At 39.4% G+C, this 18,130-nt stretch carries 10 protein-coding genes; 7 read left to right on the forward strand and 3 right to left on the reverse strand.

The genetic code is table 11. From position 1 onward, the window contains the following. Positions 1-20 precede the first annotated feature (20 nt). The 4 genes from KQP79_RS00535 to KQP79_RS00550 all read left to right on the forward strand — a co-directional run bounded on the left by KQP79_RS00535 (position 21) and on the right by KQP79_RS00550 (position 4,779). Positions 21-2,171: a beta-galactosidase gene (locus KQP79_RS00535; protein ID WP_004305251.1), complete on the forward strand. Its 2,151-nt coding sequence runs from the start codon at positions 21-23 to the stop codon at positions 2,169-2,171. 38 nt (positions 2,172-2,209) lie between these two features. Then, a complete protein-coding gene (locus KQP79_RS00540) occupies positions 2,210-2,575 on the forward strand; it encodes a hypothetical protein (RefSeq protein WP_004301557.1) in 366 nt (121 codons plus the stop codon). Positions 2,576-2,619: 44 nt separating this feature from the next. Next, on the forward strand, positions 2,620-4,005 hold the full coding sequence (locus KQP79_RS00545; protein WP_004309137.1) for a glycoside hydrolase family 28 protein: 1,386 nt from the start codon (positions 2,620-2,622) through the stop codon (positions 4,003-4,005). Positions 4,006-4,101: 96 nt separating this feature from the next. Next, positions 4,102-4,779 carry an SGNH/GDSL hydrolase family protein gene (locus KQP79_RS00550; RefSeq protein WP_032847384.1) on the forward strand — a complete coding sequence of 226 codons (678 nt, stop codon included), beginning with the start codon at positions 4,102-4,104 and terminating at the stop codon, positions 4,777-4,779. 101 nt (positions 4,780-4,880) lie between these two features. On the opposite strand, the gene KQP79_RS00555 is transcribed toward KQP79_RS00550, so the two are convergent. The 3 genes from KQP79_RS00555 to KQP79_RS00565 all read right to left on the reverse strand — a co-directional run bounded on the left by KQP79_RS00555 (position 4,881) and on the right by KQP79_RS00565 (position 11,800). Beyond that, positions 4,881-6,962: a RagB/SusD family nutrient uptake outer membrane protein gene (locus KQP79_RS00555; protein ID WP_032847382.1), complete on the reverse strand. Its 2,082-nt coding sequence runs from the start codon at positions 6,960-6,962 to the stop codon at positions 4,881-4,883. 24 nt (positions 6,963-6,986) lie between these two features. Continuing rightward, positions 6,987-10,118, reverse strand: a complete 3,132-nt coding sequence (locus KQP79_RS00560) for a SusC/RagA family TonB-linked outer membrane protein (protein ID WP_032847379.1) — start codon at positions 10,116-10,118, stop codon at positions 6,987-6,989. A gap of 503 nt (positions 10,119-10,621) precedes the next feature. Beyond that, complete coding sequence (locus tag KQP79_RS00565; RefSeq protein WP_032856251.1) at positions 10,622-11,800, reverse strand: tyrosine-type recombinase/integrase; 1,179 nt, start codon at positions 11,798-11,800, stop codon at positions 10,622-10,624. A gap of 399 nt (positions 11,801-12,199) precedes the next feature. Between KQP79_RS00565 and KQP79_RS00570 the strand changes: the two genes are divergently transcribed. The 3 genes from KQP79_RS00570 to KQP79_RS00580 are packed head-to-tail and all read left to right on the forward strand — an operon-like array spanning position 12,200 to position 18,123. Beyond that, on the forward strand, positions 12,200-13,213 hold the full coding sequence (locus KQP79_RS00570; RefSeq protein WP_157133807.1) for a fimbrillin family protein: 1,014 nt from the start codon (positions 12,200-12,202) through the stop codon (positions 13,211-13,213). Between the two features lie 45 nt (positions 13,214-13,258). Further along, the gene (locus KQP79_RS00575) at positions 13,259-14,884 is read left to right on the forward strand and encodes a fimbrillin family protein (RefSeq protein ID WP_004301565.1); all 1,626 of its coding nucleotides are present in this window, start codon (positions 13,259-13,261) and stop codon (positions 14,882-14,884) included. A gap of 59 nt (positions 14,885-14,943) precedes the next feature. Then, positions 14,944-18,123 carry a SusC/RagA family TonB-linked outer membrane protein gene (locus tag KQP79_RS00580; RefSeq protein ID WP_004301566.1) on the forward strand — a complete coding sequence of 1,060 codons (3,180 nt, stop codon included), beginning with the start codon at positions 14,944-14,946 and terminating at the stop codon, positions 18,121-18,123. The last annotated feature ends 7 nt before the right edge of the window (positions 18,124-18,130 follow it).

The following is an 18,130-nucleotide window of genomic DNA, read 5'->3' on the forward strand; positions in this document are numbered from 1 at the left end:
GCTAATAATCAATCGAATTTATGAAGTATATGGTAAAAAGTAAAATTCTGGCTACTTTCTGTGCCGGTCTATTAACCGTTTCTACCGGAATACAGGCAGCAGAGAGACTGGCAACCGGAACTCAACAGAAGCAAGCTCAAAAGACTGTAATTGAAACTTCTCCCTGGTTTGATGATAAAGACCTGACTTTGACGGGTGTCTATTATTATCCCGAACACTGGGATGAGAGCCAGTGGGAACGTGACTTCAAGAAAATGCATGAATTGGGATTTGAATTTACCCATTTTGCCGAGTTTGCCTGGGCGCAACTGGAACCGGAAGAGGGACGCTATGATTTTGCATGGCTGGACAGGGCTGTAGCTTTGGCAGCCAAGTATGATTTGAAAGTTATCATGTGTACTTCTACTGCCACTCCTCCTGTATGGATGAGCCGGAAATACCCCGAAATTCTATTGAAGAATGAGGATGGAACGATACTTGACCACGGTGCTCGCCAGCATGCTTCATTTGCTTCGCCTCTTTACAGGGAATTATCATACAAGATGATTGAAAAACTGGCGCAACATTATGGCAATGACTCCCGTATTATCGGATGGCAACTCGACAACGAACCTGCTGTACAGTTTGATTATAATCTGAAAGCGGAGCTTGCTTTCCGTGATTTTCTCCGTGCCAAATACAATAATGACATTCAACTTTTAAATAATGCATGGGGCACTGCTTTCTGGAGTGAGGTTTATTCGTCTTTTGATGAAATAACGCTTCCCAAGCGCGTACAGATGTTTATGAATCATCATCAAATTTTGGATTACCGCCGTTTTGCTGCATCACAAACCAATGATTTCCTGAACGAACAATGTCTGTTGATAAAGAAATATGCAAAGAACCAATGGGTGACTACGAATTATATACCGAATTATGATGAAGGTCACATTGGTGGTAGCCCCTCGCTTGATTTTCAAAGTTATACCCGTTATATGGTATATGGTGATAATGAGGGGATTGGTCGTCGAGGCTACCGGGTAGGTAATCCGTTGCGGATAGCCTGGGCAAATGACTTTTTCCGTCCGATACAGGGAACTTATGGTGTGATGGAATTACAGCCGGGACAGGTGAACTGGGGCAGTATCAATCCCCAACCTCTTCCGGGCGCAGTTCGTCTGTGGATGTGGAGTGTGTTTGCCGGTGGAAGTGATTTTATCTGCACCTATCGTTATCGCCAGCCTCTTTACGGCACGGAACAATATCATTACGGAATTGTCGGCACGGACGGAGTGACTATAACTCCCGGTGGAAGAGAATATGAGACATTTATAAAGGAGATTCGTGAACTTCGTAAACATAGCTCTTCCCGTGAAACCAAACCTGCCGATTACCTTGCCCGTCGTACAGCTATTCTTTTTAACCATGAAAACTCCTGGAGCATTGAGCGACAGAAACAGAACCGGACATGGGATACTTTTGCACACATCGAAAAGTACTATCGTACCCTAAAATCATTCGGAGCTCCTGTCGATTTTATTTCCGAAGCAAAGAACTTGTCCGATTATCCGGTCGTTATTGCACCGACTTATCAATTAGCTGATAAAGAACTGGTAGACAAATGGATCACTTATGTAAAGAACGGCGGAAACCTCATTCTGACTTGTCGTACGGCACAGAAAGACCGTTATGGTCGTCTTCCGGAAGCTCCCTTTGGTTCTATGATTACTCCGCTGACCGGAAATGAAATGAACTTTTATGATTTGCTGCTTCCCGAAAATCCCGGTACTGTTGTTATGGACGGAAAAGAGTATATTTGGAATACATGGGGAGAGATTCTGAATCCTCCGGCAGATGCTCAAGTATGGGCTACTTATAAAAACGAATTCTATGAAGGAAGTCCGGCTGTGACTTTCCGCAAACTGGGGAAAGGTACGATTACCTATGTAGGAGTGGACAGCCACAATGGAGCATTGGAAAAAGATATATTGAAAAAGCTATATGTACAGCTGAATATCCCGGTAATGGATTTGCCTTATGGCGTGACAATGGAATACCGGAATGGGTTGGGAATTGTATTAAACTATTCAGATCAGCCTTATACCTTCAACTTATCGAAGGGAGCCAAAGCATTGATCGGGACTACAGAGATTCCTACAGCGGGTGTATTTGTGTTTTCAGTGAAATAAGTGTTGAAAAGAATTATGTTACAATTAAATTATTTATTATGAGACTGTTGAACTATTGTTTTTTGATTGGAGGAATATTAATTGCTTCTTGTGTTGGTAATTCGAGTAATAAATCTCAAAATGATAAGAAAATAAATCCGGCGGATACTATTTATTTAGGAGATTTACGTGAAAAATTTGAAGGAGATTCTGTCTTTTTTGCAAAAGTGGCACCGGATCTGATATTGACAGATTATCAATATTTCTGGGCGGCAACAGAGTCAGATGCCATAGCCAATGGGTTAACAAAAGATTATTATAAGAAAGTAAAACAAGAAATTACTGCCACAAATGAAGCAATAAAGAAGGGAGTAATGAAAGGCGCTAATGTGAAACGAATTCCCGATTTTCAGAGTGTGAAATAGCTAAGAATGTTTTATCTTGGTATGTTGGATAATAGAGTAATGATATGATTAAAAGATATTTTCTAAGTTTAATAACTTGTACTTGTTTTTATTTGTTAGCCGCTTCTTTTACTTCGAAAAATGGCAACTATGAAGTGCTTAAAGTAACCGCTCCTTTTCCGATGCAACCTATTAAAGTGTTTATCTATCCTGATAAGGACTTTATAATTACAGACTTCGGTGCCGTCAATGGAGGAAGAGTAGATAATACAAAAGCAATTACTAGTGCTATTGAAGCGTGTAACCAATCCGGTGGCGGACGTGTTGTTGTTCCGGCAGGTACATGGCTGACCGGTCCCATTCATTTTAAAAGTAATGTGAATCTTTATTTGGAGGAGAATGCGGTTTTGAATTTTACGGATAATCCTTCTGATTATCTTCCGGCAGTGATGACTTCATGGGAAGGCTTGGAATGTTATAATTATTCGCCATTACTCTATGCTTTTGAATGTGAGAACGTGGCGATTACAGGTAAAGGGACTCTTCAGCCGAAGATGGATACCTGGAAAGTATGGTTCAAACGTCCTCAGTCTCATTTGGAAGCATTGAAGGAGTTGTATACAAAAGCTTCGACTAATATCCCTGTGATCGAACGTCAGATGGCAATAGGGGAGAACCATCTTCGTCCGCATTTGATTCATTTCAATCGTTGCAAGAATGTTTTATTGGATGGGTTTAAGATTTGTGAAAGTCCGTTTTGGACCATTCATCTCTATATGTGTGACGGGGGATTAGTGCGTAATCTCGATGTAAAAGCACACGGACATAATAATGACGGTATTGATTTTGAAATGAGCCGTAACTTTTTAGTGGAAGATTGCTCTTTCGATCAGGGGGATGATGCAGTAGTGATTAAAGCCGGACGTAATCAGGATGCTTGGCGGTTGAATACTCCTTGTGAAAACATCGTTATCCGTAATTGTCAGATTCTAAAAGGACATACTTTACTTGGTATCGGAAGCGAAATATCGGGAGGAATACGGAATATTTATATGCATGACTGTACTGCTCCGAATTCTGTGATGCGCCTTTTCTTTGTGAAAACCAATCATCGCAGAGGTGGATTTATAGAGAATGTTTATATGAAGAATGTAAAGGCAGGAACGGCTCAACGTGTACTCGAAATAGATACCGAAGTGTTATACCAATGGAAAGATCTGGTACCTACTTATGAAGAACGAATTACTCGTATTGATGGTATTTATATGGATAAGGTGACTTGTGAATCGGCAGATGCTATTTACGAACTGAAAGGTAACTCCAAACTTCCGGCTAAGAATGTAATGATTAGGGATGTAAAAGTAGGAGAGGTAAAGGAGTTCGTGAAGAAAGTGAATAATGTAGAGAATGTAGTGGAAAAGAATGTGACTTATGATAGGAAAGGGAAATGACCCTTTCCTGAAAGTAGTAGAAAATTTCATGCTATAATTTTAGTATAATGTAGTATCTTAGCAGCAAAATTGAAAACTTTATGCTAAGATGAAGAAATCCTTTTATTATTACTGCTAATCACTCTATATAGCAGTATCAGCTTTGCTCAAAGCCTGAAATCTATATCTATTTTAGGCGATTCGTATTCAACATTTGAAGGATACCTGCAACCCGATACCAATAGCATTTGGTATTATGTTTCTCCGCGACAGCAAACGGATGTAACTTCCGTAAAGCAGACCTGGTGGCATAAATTCATCAAAGAGAATAACTGCCGCCTTTGTGTCAACAACTCCTTTTCCGGTGCAACGATTTGTAATACCGGTTATAATCAGGCTGATTATTCGGATCGTTCTTTTATTACCCGTATGGATAAGCTGGGATGTCCGGATATCATCTTTATTTTCGGTGCAACGAATGATTGTTGGGCCGGCTCACCGCTTGGGGATTACAAGTATGAAGGGTGGACCAAGGAAGATTTATATACATTCCGTCCGGCTATGGCATATCTGCTTGACCACATGATTGATCGTTATCCTAATGTTGAAATCTACTTTCTGCTGAACTCTGGTTTAAAGGAAGAGTTTAATGAATCAGTCAGAGCTATCTGCAATCACTATAACATTGATTGTATTGAACTGCATGATATTGACAAAAAGAGCGGTCATCCTTCGATAAAGGGGATGGAGCAGATTAGTGAACAGATTAAGATGTTTATGAGGAAGACGAAGTGAAAAACAACGGAAATATAAGAAATAATATTGCCACTTGCTACTCTTTGATTAGGAATACTATTTCAAAGAGTGCCAAGTGGCAATAAGTTTAGTTGTTTATCTTAATATCCCGGATTCTGCATTGCTTTCTTTTCTTCATTGCTTAGTGCAGAACCATTTGAATTGGTGATACCGTCCAAGAAGGCTTGGGGGATCGGACGATAGTAATGTTTCTCCGATTTGAATTCGCCAAGACCTCTGCTGGCACCGTCGTTGAATTTATGCCAGCGGGCGTCTAACGTCTTGGTACGTGCCAGATCTTCCCAGCGTTGCAATTCGCCACAAAGCTCACGGGTACGTTCATTTAATAGGAAGCACATCATTTTGTCAGCATTGGATGTACATCCCAGTTCGTTGTAGATAGGAGTGTCGACTGTAGAGTTATAAACGTCTGCCACACTATTTAATTTCATCGTAGTTTTGGTAGAAGCAGTAGTCTCCTGTTCGATATTGTTTGACTCATAATAGGTGTTTTCTTCCCAGTAAATAGCACCTTCGGAGGAGTGACCGCCTCCTTTCCCGGAACAATAAGGATTATTCTTATAAGCTTGTCCACCATCTACGTTCTTACTACGGTCTTCACCAGTTTTATAACCGGCACGTTCACGTAGTTTGTTCATCCATTCGACAGCTTTGTCATAATTGGCTTCACCTTTACGAATATATGCTTCGGCAACCATTAGTACATCATCTGCCGAACGGGCGATGATAGCATCGCGAGTACCGAATTGAGATGCGATGGAAACACGATAACCATCACGGAATTTAGATAAAGCTACTGAACGCTTGTGAGGTATGATATCGTAATAATTACCTGTTTTCTCATTTATATTCCAGCTGTGTTCCTGTCCTTTGAAATAGCGTACATATGTATACGTGTTACACATTTTTCCATCTTTCAAAACAGTATATGCCGGAGCGTTGGGATATTTCTCATAGCGATTGTCTCCCGGGTCATTCACGATGTATTTCATACCGAGTTCACCTCCACTGAAACGTTTGTCACCTTCTTTTACACCTGCCGGAGCGTATGGCATATCTTCTGCTGTCCAGGTGGGAGCACTTTTGGTTTCGTTGGCTCCATAACAGGTGATGAATGATTTCCAGAAACGAGAGTCATTGACACGGTCAAATACCTGCATGGTATACTCTGTAGCACTTACGTATGAGAATTCACGTCCTCCGGAGATGTCACGTTTACATCCACCTATATCATTACCTTGGTATACGGCCGGATAATAAAGATGCATCTGGTTTCCATAACGTCCCCATGTTGATTCATCATTAGAGAATTGAGCTGCTAGAATCACTTCACTTACTTTTTCATTGGCTCCGTTCGGCTGTTCATAGTCCCAAAGTTCTACATAATCATTACACAACGGATGTGCGTCTACAACTTCCGAACCATATTGAATAACAGCATCGAGGTCGGATGCTATATAATTACTATTCCAATCGCTGTACAATTCGGAGGCACGGAATAAATGTGCTTTTGCAAGGAAATGGGCAGCAGCATATTTGTTAATTCGTCCGATTGATTCACCTTTATCCGGAAGTAGTCTGTAGGCTTCTCCAAAATCAGCTATAACCTGTGTGTATATTTCTTCAGCAGAATTCCGTGTGAAGTACGTTTCCGCGCTTGTAGACGGAACTAATTTCAACGGTACACCACCAAATTGCTTCACTAATTCAAAATAAGCATAGGCTCTTAGAAAGTGTGCTTCTCCCAAGCGTGTGTTATATGTGGGTGAACTTTGGTTATAATATTGAGGTATGTTTTGGATCAATATGTTTGCGGGTTCAACCAGTCCGTAGTAATTGTCCCAGATAGGTTGGTTAGCGGCATTTTCAGATGAATTTAAATCTTGACTATAGTGATTCCATGCTGGAATAACATTATTAGCATCAGTAAATTCATCCACTCCCATGTTGTAGCACTGAATCCCCCATATATAGTTGAATTTGAATTTCAGTTTCTGATAGGCTCCAGTCACTAATTCATCAAGACCTTCTTGTGTCTTAAAGCGGTCGGTACTATGTTGAGTTGTTAAATTCTCATCAAGGAAAGATTCACTGCATGAAGTGATCGAGCTTCCTGTTACGCTGGCCATTAAAGCTGCAAATAATATTCTATTTAATTTCATAATGTCTTTACTTTAATTTGTTTATTAGAATCCGATGTTGACACCTATTACAAAACTCTTCAAAGTGGTAGGTGAACCAAATATTTTGGTATTATTGTCATAATTTACCAAGTCTGTATCCAAAAAGTCACATGCTTTATAGATATTGAATGGATTCATGGCTTGAACATATAGCTTCAAATTATTGATACCCAAGTTCTTTAATTGTTGTGGGGTAAAGTTATAACCCAATGAGATATTACGAACTTTGATGTACGAGCCATCCTGATAGTTCATTGCGCTGTTAAAGGCATCGGCTCCTTCACCGTTGGAACCGGGTGAATAGTATTTTGCATTCTCATTGGTACCGGCTACCCAATAGTCTATTTTACGTTGCATATAGCGACCGTCAAGAGTAACAGCTCCCTGTGGAACAGTAAATCCCCAACGTGATAAAATAAAGAAGGATAGCTCAAAATTCTTATAGCTGAAAGTGTTACTCCAGCCACCTGTCCAGCGTGGACGTGTATGCCCTACAATTTTCTTATCGTCATTGGCATCTATTGTATCATCATTATTTAAATCTTTCACTTTGATTTGTCCCGGTTTACGTCCGTATTTGGCAGCTTCTTCAGCTTCTTCTGTTTTCCAGATGCCATCATATACCCAGTCGTAATAAACACCGATTTCTTCACCGACAAACCATTTGTTGTTCACATCTTCTGTTCTACCATTAGACAATTCGTCGATTCGGTTTCTATCCATTGACCATGTTAAAGTAGTGCTCCAAGAAAAATCTTTTGTTTGTATAGGTATTGCATTTACTTGTAGGTCAATTCCATATCCGGATGTTTTACCCACATTGGCATAAGTAGAAACATAGCCCGTTAGTGAAGGAATTGACATTTCCAGTAACAAATCATCAGTTTTCGTTTTGTATGCATCGATACTACCAGTAAGTCGGTTATTAAAGAAACCGTAGTCAACACCAACATTGTATTGTGTAGTTCTTTCCCAGCCTAGAGTTGGATTAGCCATTTTGGCGGGTTCCTTCTGTGAAGGATCTGAAGGTACATAGCCCAAAGATGACTCATTCTGTCCCCAGTTATAGTATAAGCCTGTGATAGCGCCTTTAGTTGCATATGCTTTGATTGCCGCATTACCTGTAACACCCATACCTATACGAAGTTTCAACTGATTCAGCCAACTGATGTCTTTCAGGAAATCTTCCTGATCCATTCTCCATGCGATAGCAGCAGAAGGGAAACTTGCCCATTTGTGCCCTTCGGCTAATTGAGAGGCGCCGTCCCAACGCATAGATGCTGTCAATAAGTATTTATCTTTATAACCATAGTTTAGGCGAATCATATAAGATGCCATTTGAGTTTCGGTCAGACCTGTGCCAAAAGAGTTTAGTGTACCGGCAGATCCTATATTATACCAAAGCTCATCCGATGAGGCTACATTAGTAGCTCTCATATCTCCCATCTCGTAATGGTAGGCCGAAGCGGATTGCATCAATGTCATGCCTAAATTATGTTGACCCAGGGCTTTGTTATAATAGATCAGGTTATCCAATGTCCATGCACGTTTTTGTTCGTTCTTGTATTGTGCACCATTGTTACCATCTCCATTAATACCATCTGCTGCATTAGCAACTCCTAAAGTGTAGAATTGGAATTCAGGGCCAAACTGAAGACGATAAGATAAGCCTTCCAGGGGTTTCCAGATTTTGCCGAAATCAATTTGCGAATACAAACTAGCAGAAGCACGGAAAGTGCGGCGTTGGTTGGTGTTGTAGTCTAATTCACGAATAGGGTTGATGATATTTACATCCCCACTCGGATAACGGACATATTCACCGTTTTCGTCATAAGGTACTGTCCATGGAATCATACTTCTTAATGCGCTATAGAAATCACCCGAACCGGTTACAGACTTGGAGAAACTATATCCATAGTCTTGAGTGGAATAAGATGCATTAATTGAAGATCCCATTTTGAACCAATTGACAGGAGTTACATCAAATGAGGTCTTTAATGTATAACGTTCATATGCTTGCCCTGGTTGTGTACCTTTCTGGTCCAAATAACCGAATGAGGCATAGCCTTGGAATTTGTCAGACCCTCCGGATGCGCTTAAGGTATGTTCGTGTGTAATCCCCGTCTGTTTACCGTGCGAAGCCCAGTCGTATGATCCTACTAAAGATGGATCGTAGACTCCATTTACCCATGCCTTTTCGATGTTTTTCCATGAAGCGGTTACGCTACCAAATGCAGCTTTATCTGCTTCATAAGTTGGAGTGGCAGAAGCATAAGAACCTGCATTATATTTGGCTAAGCGGGCATAATCCAACCATTCGGCGGCAGACATCATTTCTGTAACATCGTGTAGCGTTTCAAAAGTGACAGTACCGGAATAGTTTAGGGTCACTTTACCTTCTTTTCCTTTTTTGGTAGTTACAAGAATCACACCGTTGGCACCACGTGAGCCATAAATAGCTGTGGCTGAAGCATCTTTTAAAATGTCAATAGCTTCAATGTCGGAAGGATTGATATTTTCAATGCCTCCATTTTGAATTACCATACCGTCTACCACATACAGTGGACCCTGTTCCGCATTAATAGAGCGTTGTCCACGAATATTAATGTTGCCCACCTCTCCGGGACGCTGACTGGATGTAATATCTACACCGGCTGTTTTACCTTGCATCCCTTCTAGTGCATTTCTTACAGGCATTGCTTTCAGTTCTTTTTCACCTACGCGAGCCATAGCACCGGTTACGTCACTTTTTTTCTGTACTCCATAGCCTACAACTACTACTTCGTCTAAGGTCTCGGTATCTTCTTGAAGAGTAATTTTAAAGTTGGTATTTCCTGCTACGGATACTTCTTGTTTTTTATATCCTATATAAGTGATAGTGATTGTACCTTTGGTTGGTACATTGGAAAGAGAAAACTTGCCATTTAAATCAGTAATTGTACCATTAGTAGTACCATTAACCAACACACTGGCACCAATAACCGGTTCTCCGGTAAAATCTGTAACTGTGCCCGAAATTGTCTTATTCTGGGCATAAGATTCTACTATTAAAAAGGAGAACAAAGTGAGAAGAAATAGCCGTCGGATAGTATCCTTATAGGCATACAGGTGATTACCTTTTTGGTTGCTTTTCATACTTTAATTATTAAGTTATAAATATTGGTTTATAGATCCTTTATTGTTGATTTATCTTTTTATCCTCTAATGAAGACTCTTTGTTTCTTTTTATATGGATATTCCTGTAACGTAGTACTTTATAGAGGTTTAGTAGTATAATATATTGTATGATATTAATATATTTACATAGCGTATTTATTATAGAGTTAAACAAAAGTTAGATTCTCTTTTTAAACATAACTACCTGCGCATCAAACGACTACATACAGCTAGCAATCAATTGAGGATAAGATTTGAACAATTAGTACCATTAATATCTTTTTTACCTATTATGAGTTATCCGGTATGCGAATCTTTCTTCGTTCCACTATAGTTATCTTTGCGTTTGACTATAGTTATCCGCAAGGGTAACTATAGTGTACTTTGCGGATAACTATAGTGGAACGAAAAAAGGATAGCGATCGGAATGAAATCGATTAGCAAAAGAAGGAACTAAAAATGGCAGTGAAAAACTATCTATACTATAGCAATTGGTCAAGTACGGCACGGAACACCTTATCGGCATGTTCTTGCATAATCTTAATATAATTAAAGATAGGACGGTTATTTTTCATACTGTGTCCGATACAGTATTCTATTTTTTCAATTTGAATGCCTAAATCATATCCGTGTTGTGCAAATGTCTTTCGGGCGGAATAGTAAGTAACCTTTTTCTTTACCCCCGAAAGTTCTGTTACCTTATTTATATGTCGGAAGACTAAACTATATATTTGTTTATAAGATGAATATTTACCAAACTGCAAATGCCCATTTCTCGACATATATTTATCTATAAGCACTTTTGCTTCAGGCTGCAAAGTAAATACAATTTCATTTTCTCCCTTCTTGCTATTACGTGTTTTGTGACGCACATAACGCATATCGTTCTTATTTTTAAAATCATATGCTAATAAATCTCTCAGGTTGATACCGCCTAAATAATAGGTAAGCATAAAAATATCTCTCACCATGGATAAAGAAGACTTTAAAAGCCGGACATCACGTATTCTCTTCAGTTCATCTATTGACAAATCAAGTTCCCGCACATTACTTGTCGGCATCTTAAAGAGGACAAAAGGATGAATGGAGTAAGATACATAATTCATCTTACCGGCATAATTTACTATCACCTTTATTAAAGTCAGATATATTCTGATAGTTGTATCTGCCAGATTCTCCTCGTGAAGAACTTTGGCAAATCCTTGGATATGTATAGGTGTCAATTGAATTAAAGGAAAATCCCCTTTCATATATTTGACTAATCTTTCGGAAGCTATCTTATAAAGTTTATAAGATTTCTCCCGCTCTTCTCCTTTCATGAAATTCATGTATTCTTTTGCAACAGCTTGAAAGGTTATACCTTTTTTCTTTTGTTCATAAGTAATTATATGTATAAGTTCGGTACATGAAATTGCTGGTAAATAGCTGATCGATGTAACAATTTCTTCATACTCATTGATTAGTTTCCGAAGACAGGCATTCATATTCGCTGCATTCTCATGCCTTACTACTCGACCATTTTTTAGTTGATTGGCAGAATCCAAAGTAAATTGGGTAGATATATATCTGGTTTGAGAATGATGTGCTACGGCTATCCTTATTCGATGTCTGCCATTTGATAATTTTTTAGTTGGAACAACTACAATTGAAAAATTCGCCATATCATTTTTAGGTTTATAAATTACTATTTTCCATACAATAAAATAGAAACAAAAAGGTTCATAGTCATTAGGTACTAATCGAAAATCGCTCCTACAGCATGGAATATCGTGCAAAAGACGGTATTTTCCATGCATTTGTACGATTCTGCATTGCTATATCTTGATTAAGTCGTTATGTTTGCAACACTTTTTCACAGGTAGAGTGTGAAAAATTACTTTTAAAAAGAGAATCTAACTTTTGTTTAACTTAACAGATGTATCTAATAGATATGGAAAACAACAAAAAAAATGCTTCATTTATTTCAATTGCTGGTTGGAAAAGAATGCAGCCATTGTCTTTTTTACTTTACGACGATTTTACTAATCAACAAAAATATGTTTAACTTTAAAAAACATGGTATGAAAAAAAACTATGTCACAACTGCTGTTGCCTTACTACTTTTAGCAGGATGTAGCAACGATATTAAAGAAACTGATATTCAGTTTACCGGTGATACGGGAGCGAAAGTTTCTTTTAGTGCAGTAATAAACAATCATGAGGCTAGCAATCTTGTTACAAGAGCTACGGAAACAAACTGGGAGGCAGAAGACTCGGTAGGAATCACTTGTGGTACGGAACAAGTGAATATTCATTACAAATACAAGGGCAATGGTCTTTTTGCGGCAAAAGGAGGAAATGCAGAAGAGATTTGGGTATTAGGTTCCGGAGAGTATGATGTAGTGGCATACGCTCCATTTTCTGGTACATCAGGTGAAGAACAACCTGTATTGGAAGTGACTACAGCCAGTGACAATCAAGCTACAGCAGAAGAACGTGCGAAGATAGATTTTCTTTTTGCTAAAGGGAAGGCTACATCACAAACCCCGAACGTGACATTAGCATTCAATCATGTGATGAGTCGTATTAGATTGGAGTTTCAAGCTGGCGAAGGTGTGGACTTGGCAGATATAACTTGTTATCTTATTGGGCTTAAGAATAATGGTACATTTAATCCTAAAACAGGGGAGACAACAGTCAGTGAAGACCCTGTTACGGATAAAGATGATATTTATTGGGATAAAATAGGAGAGCAGGATAATTATACAGTACAAGCTATTTTACTGCCACAGAAGGTGCAAGGCAAAGTAACTATCCAAGCTAGAATGAACGGTTATCTTTATGAAGCCGAGTTTGCTAACTTGACAGAATTGAAATCAGGATTTTCTTATAATTACATCATCAAGACAAATAAATACGAGGACAATAATTATGTGTTGACAATTACAGAACAAACGCAAATAATAGGATGGGAGGATGAAAACCACGATCCTATAACATCCGACCCGAGTATAGCTGAAACTGGAACAGAGATAACTAATCCTAGTTGGAATATTACAGAAGAAACCGTAACTCCACAGCCTGTTGTGAAGTGATCTGTTTACCAATCTAATATAGATAAAAATGCTAAAAATATAAACATGAGATTTATGAAAATATATAATTATATATCAATGCTTTTTCTGGCTGGCGCAGCCATAGTTGCGTCTTGCTCGCAAAATGAAGAACTCACCGGAGAAACACCGGATTCTTTGCAGGGATTTCAGATTAGTGTGTCTGATGAAGGATTTATGGACGAAAGTGGTAAGACACGTGCTACAGAGAATGGATATACTACCCGATTTTCTAACGGAGATGCTATCGGTATATTTGCGGTAAGAGGAGAAACGGTGGTAGAGGATATCAAGAATCGGAAATTCACACTGACAGATGGCTATTGGGAATTGACTGATGGAGGGGATCCTATTGAATACAAAGGTTCACAATTTCAGCGGATGACTTTTTATGCATACTATCCGTATAATGCGAATGTGACTTTTGATCCGACGAAGGTGGATCCTTTTGAAACATACGTCAACAATTGGAAAATAGGCAGTGAACAAAATGAAGGAAATTATACACAATATGATTTGATGACGAGTACGGGTAGTGTTCAGGGGGATCGTTTGAAAGGACAGATCGCTTTTACTATGCAACATCGGATGGCTCTTGCGGTAGTGAAGATGCCTAATTTGACCTATAGCTTTACAAATGGCGGTATAGATGATTATTTGTTACCATTAACAGCCGGTTCGTTTACAGTGAACAATACTCAAGCAACTCCTTATTATCAGGAAAGTACGGATACATACCGTTTCTTGGTTAATCCGAAGAAGGAATTCTCAATTAAGGGTACTTATTCTGGAGTAAGTGAGATGGAATATGAAGCTAAAGGTACGCTGGAAGGAGGAACGGCGAAAATGTATACCATCGAAGATAAAAGTAAAATCAACCATACTTTGCAGGTAGGAGACTATTTTTGTGCAGATGGAAAAATAGTTTCAGTAGATGCGGAAACGGTGCCGGAGAATGTGATTGGTATTGTATGTTATGTAGGAAATTCACAACCCAGTGTAACACATACTGAACTCTATTCAGCAGAAGTTGATGCTTTGCGTCGCGATTTCCCTGCATGTACGCACGGTATAGTGCTATCTATTAAGAATTCTGTGGTAAAAGATAGTGAACAAAATGATGTTGCTTTGAAAATGTTCCATTCAAGTAAGTCCGGTTATTATTCAGACTGGTTTACTTCAGATGAGAATTGGGCAAACAAGTTTGTAGGTTGTAACACAGAGAAGGATGTTAACAAGAATGATGCTTCATTGGTTTTCCCAGCACTAATGGGATACAATAATACACAGTTACTTACTATGTGTTACGAAGGTATGGGTAGTCCTTCTACTTGCGACCATGCTTATGCGTATATCAAGGCTTATCGTGAAGCGGAAGCTATTCCGGCAAATGTGACTCCTTGGTATTTGCCCTCTATAATGTGTTGGGATACAGTCGCTAAGAATTTGAGTGTTATTAACCGTTGTCTCAAGAATGTAAATGGTGATGAGATGACCTCTGTCGAGTCAGGAACTAACAGTGGACACTATTGGAGTAGCACACAGCGTTCTCCAGCCAACCAATGGACACACGGTATGGCTGGTGGAAGATATCACATAATTTGTGAACGTGATTCGCGTGCCGGTTATTTCCGTATGATGCTTGCATTCTAAAATAATGACGGTATATAAAGTCCGTTAAAATTATACTTATATCATGAACATATACATATATGAATAAGAAAAACTTTATAAAGGGGACAACCTTACCTGTCGCTCTGTTTTTCACTATAGCAACTTTTGCACCTGCATGGGGATTGCAAACAGCTTCGGCAGCCATCGAAGTTGTACAGCAGCAAAGTACTATAAAAGGAACAGTAGTAGATAGCCAAGGCGAACCGATAATTGGAGCAAGTGTACTTGCGGAAGGAACATCTAATGGTACAATTACCGATATTGACGGTGTATTTAGAATAAATGTACGTCCCGGTGCGAAATTGAAAGTATCTTTTATAGGTTATACCGATAAAAAAGTAGTAGCGAAAAATGACATGAAAGTCATTCTGGTAGAGGATGTGACAGCACTTGAAGAGGTGGAAATCGTAGCTTATGGTACGCAGAAGAAAGTGACCATGACAGGAGCTATCGCTAGTGTGAAGGGAGAAGAATTGACCCGTGTATCTGTAGGTTCGGTTTCCAATGTATTAGGAGGGCAGATGACAGGTTTGACTACCGTACAATATTCCGGTGAGCCGGGAGCGGATGCCGCTGAAATTTTTATTCGTGGTAAAGCTACTTGGGAAAATTCTTCACCGTTAATTCAGGTAGACGGTGTGGATCGTGAAAGTATGAGTGATATCGACCCGAATGAAATTGAATCCATTTCTATCTTGAAAGATGCTTCGGCAACAGCCGTATTTGGTATTCGTGGAGCAAATGGGGTCATTTTGATTACAACTAAACGAGGAAAGGAAGGAAAGGCGAAAATTTCGTTTACTACTTCTGCTTCTGTATTGATGCCTACAAAAATGGTAGAACAGGCAAGTTCCTATGACTATGCCCGTTTTCATAATCAAATGATGTCCGGTGATGGCAAATCTGCCTTATTTAGTGATGGCGTGATTCAAAAATTTGCAGATGGTTCCGATCCTATTCGTTTCCCAAATATACAATGGGCTGACTATATTATGAAAAGCTCTACGCTTCAGAGCCAGCATAATCTGAACATCTCGGGAGGAACAGATAAAGTACGTTATTTCATCTCTGCAGGTGCTTATACGCAAGGAGGACTTTTTAGTGAGTTTGATCTTCCTTATAATTTAAGCTATCAGTACCGTCGGTTTAACTATCGTACAAACTTGGATATGGATGTCACTAAAACGACTACTTTGTCATTCAATATTAGTGGTAATGTGAATAATTCAGATCAACCGCGTACGAGTCAGGGATCTTCCGGATTGATTAAAAATATGTATTATGCTACTCCTTTCTCCAGTCCGGGAATCATAGATGGAAAATTGGTAAATTCGAGCGATGAGACTTATTCAGACGGACTGAAATTACCATTTACAGGAGGTACAGGTATGGGATATTATGGAAATGGGTTCAGCCAGACCAGCAACAATTCGCTGAATGTGGATGTGATTCTGGATCAAAAAATGGACTTCTTGACTAAAGGACTTTCCTTTAAAGTGAAGGGATCTTATAACAGCTCGTTTACAGTTAATAAAGTCGGTTCTGGTGGGTCTATTGCTACATACACTCCTGTATTGATGGATGACGGTAGTATTGCTTATCGTAAGTTTGGAGAGAATACAGATGTGAAGTATTCGTATACTACAGGCAAAGCACGTAATTGGTATATGGAAGCCAGCTTTAATTATAATCGTACTTTTGGTGATCATACGGTGACAGCCTTAGTTTTGTATAATCAACAGAAAGAGTATTATCCGAAATTATATTCGGACATTCCTCATGGATATGTCGGATTAGTCGGACGTGTCACTTATGATTGGAAGAGCCGCTATATGGCAGAGTTTAATGTGGGTTATAACGGTTCGGAAAACTTTGCGTCCGATTTGCGCTTTTCTTATTTCCCGGCTGGTTCTATAGGTTGGGTGATGAGTGAAGAGAAGTTTTTCCGTCCTTTGAAGTCGGTGGTTAGCTTCTTGAAATTACGTGCCAGTGTCGGTTTGGTAGGTAACGATAATATTGGAGGATCGCGGTTTATGTATATGGCTGATCCATATAATGTCGGTTTAGGTGACTTGGCAAATCGTGTAACGGCAAGTGGAGGAGCAACTAACGCCTGGGGATATGGATTCGGAACAGATAATGGTACTGTTAGTCTGGGTGCGCGTGAGGTAGCTAAGAATAACCCTGCTGTGACATGGGAAAAAGCTCTGAAACGGAACTATGGTGTTGATATTAACTTCCTTGATGACCGTCTGAAAACAACCTTTGAATATTATAAAGAACGTCGTAATGACATCCTTTTGCGTGACGGTACAGCTCCGGGAATGTTAGGGTTCATTACTCCCTATTCAAATTTAGGAAGTGTAGACAGTTGGGGCTGGGAACTTTCTTTAAAATGGAACGATAAGATTGGCGATAATTTCCGTTATTGGGCGGGTATTAACCTTTCTTATAATCAGAATGAGATTCTTGAAAAGAAGGAAGCCCCGCAGAATAATTTATATCAATATCAGAAGGGACACCGTATCGGTTCGCGTAGTCAATACGTTTTCTGGCGCTTCTATGATGAGGATACACCTGCGTTATATGAGCAGACATTTAATCGTCCGTTCCCCACTCACGAGAGCATTCTTCAAAATGGAGATGCGGTATATGTTGACTTGAATGGTGACCGTAAGATTGATGCGAACGACGCAAGTTATGACTATGGCTTTACGGATGATCCTGAATATATGCTAGGTATTAATTTAGGATTCAGTTGGAAGAATCTGGAAATAAGTACTCAATGGACAGGGGCCTGGAACGTAAGCCGTATGATTTCGGATGTATTTCGTCAGCCGTTCTATTCATCTTCCAATAGCGAGCAGGGAGGATTGTTGGCATACCATTTGGACCATACATGGACACCGGAAAATCCGTCACAATCTTCGGAGTATCCGAGAGCTACCATTGACAATGCGAAGAATAACTATGCTACCTCCACCTTATATGAGAAAGATGCAAAATACCTGCGTTTGAAAACTCTTCAGGTGGCATACAATTTTCACTTCCCATTGATGAAGAAACTTGGACTGAATACATGCCAGTTGGCTTTTGCAGGATATAATTTGTGGACTATTACACCTTATTTGTGGGGTGATCCGGAGGCAAGAGCTACTAATGCACCTTCTTATCCATTGTCCAAGACTTATACGTTGAGCTTGAAATTAGGATTCTAAAATAGAT

The sequence above is a fragment of the Bacteroides sp. DH3716P genome (assembly GCF_025914115.1).
Taxonomy (GTDB): domain Bacteria; phylum Bacteroidota; class Bacteroidia; order Bacteroidales; family Bacteroidaceae; genus Bacteroides; species Bacteroides ovatus.

Bases quoted from the DNA above. Each gene is read 5' to 3' on its own strand.
- KQP79_RS00535 (WP_004305251.1), top strand. From the start codon at position 21: ATGAAGTATATGGTAAAAAGTAAAATTCTGGCTACTTTCTGTGCCGGT.
- KQP79_RS00540 (WP_004301557.1), top strand. From the start codon at position 2,210: ATGAGACTGTTGAACTATTGTTTTTTGATTGGAGGAATATTAATTGCT.
- KQP79_RS00545 (WP_004309137.1), top strand. From the start codon at position 2,620: ATGATTAAAAGATATTTTCTAAGTTTAATAACTTGTACTTGTTTTTAT.
- KQP79_RS00555 (WP_032847382.1), bottom strand. From the start codon at position 6,962: ATGAAATTAAATAGAATATTATTTGCAGCTTTAATGGCCAGCGTAACA.
- KQP79_RS00560 (WP_032847379.1), bottom strand. From the start codon at position 10,118: ATGAAAAGCAACCAAAAAGGTAATCACCTGTATGCCTATAAGGATACT.
- KQP79_RS00565 (WP_032856251.1), bottom strand. From the start codon at position 11,800: ATGGCGAATTTTTCAATTGTAGTTGTTCCAACTAAAAAATTATCAAAT.
- KQP79_RS00570 (WP_157133807.1), top strand. From the start codon at position 12,200: ATGAAAAAAAACTATGTCACAACTGCTGTTGCCTTACTACTTTTAGCA.
- KQP79_RS00575 (WP_004301565.1), top strand. From the start codon at position 13,259: ATGAGATTTATGAAAATATATAATTATATATCAATGCTTTTTCTGGCT.
- KQP79_RS00580 (WP_004301566.1), top strand. From the start codon at position 14,944: ATGAATAAGAAAAACTTTATAAAGGGGACAACCTTACCTGTCGCTCTG.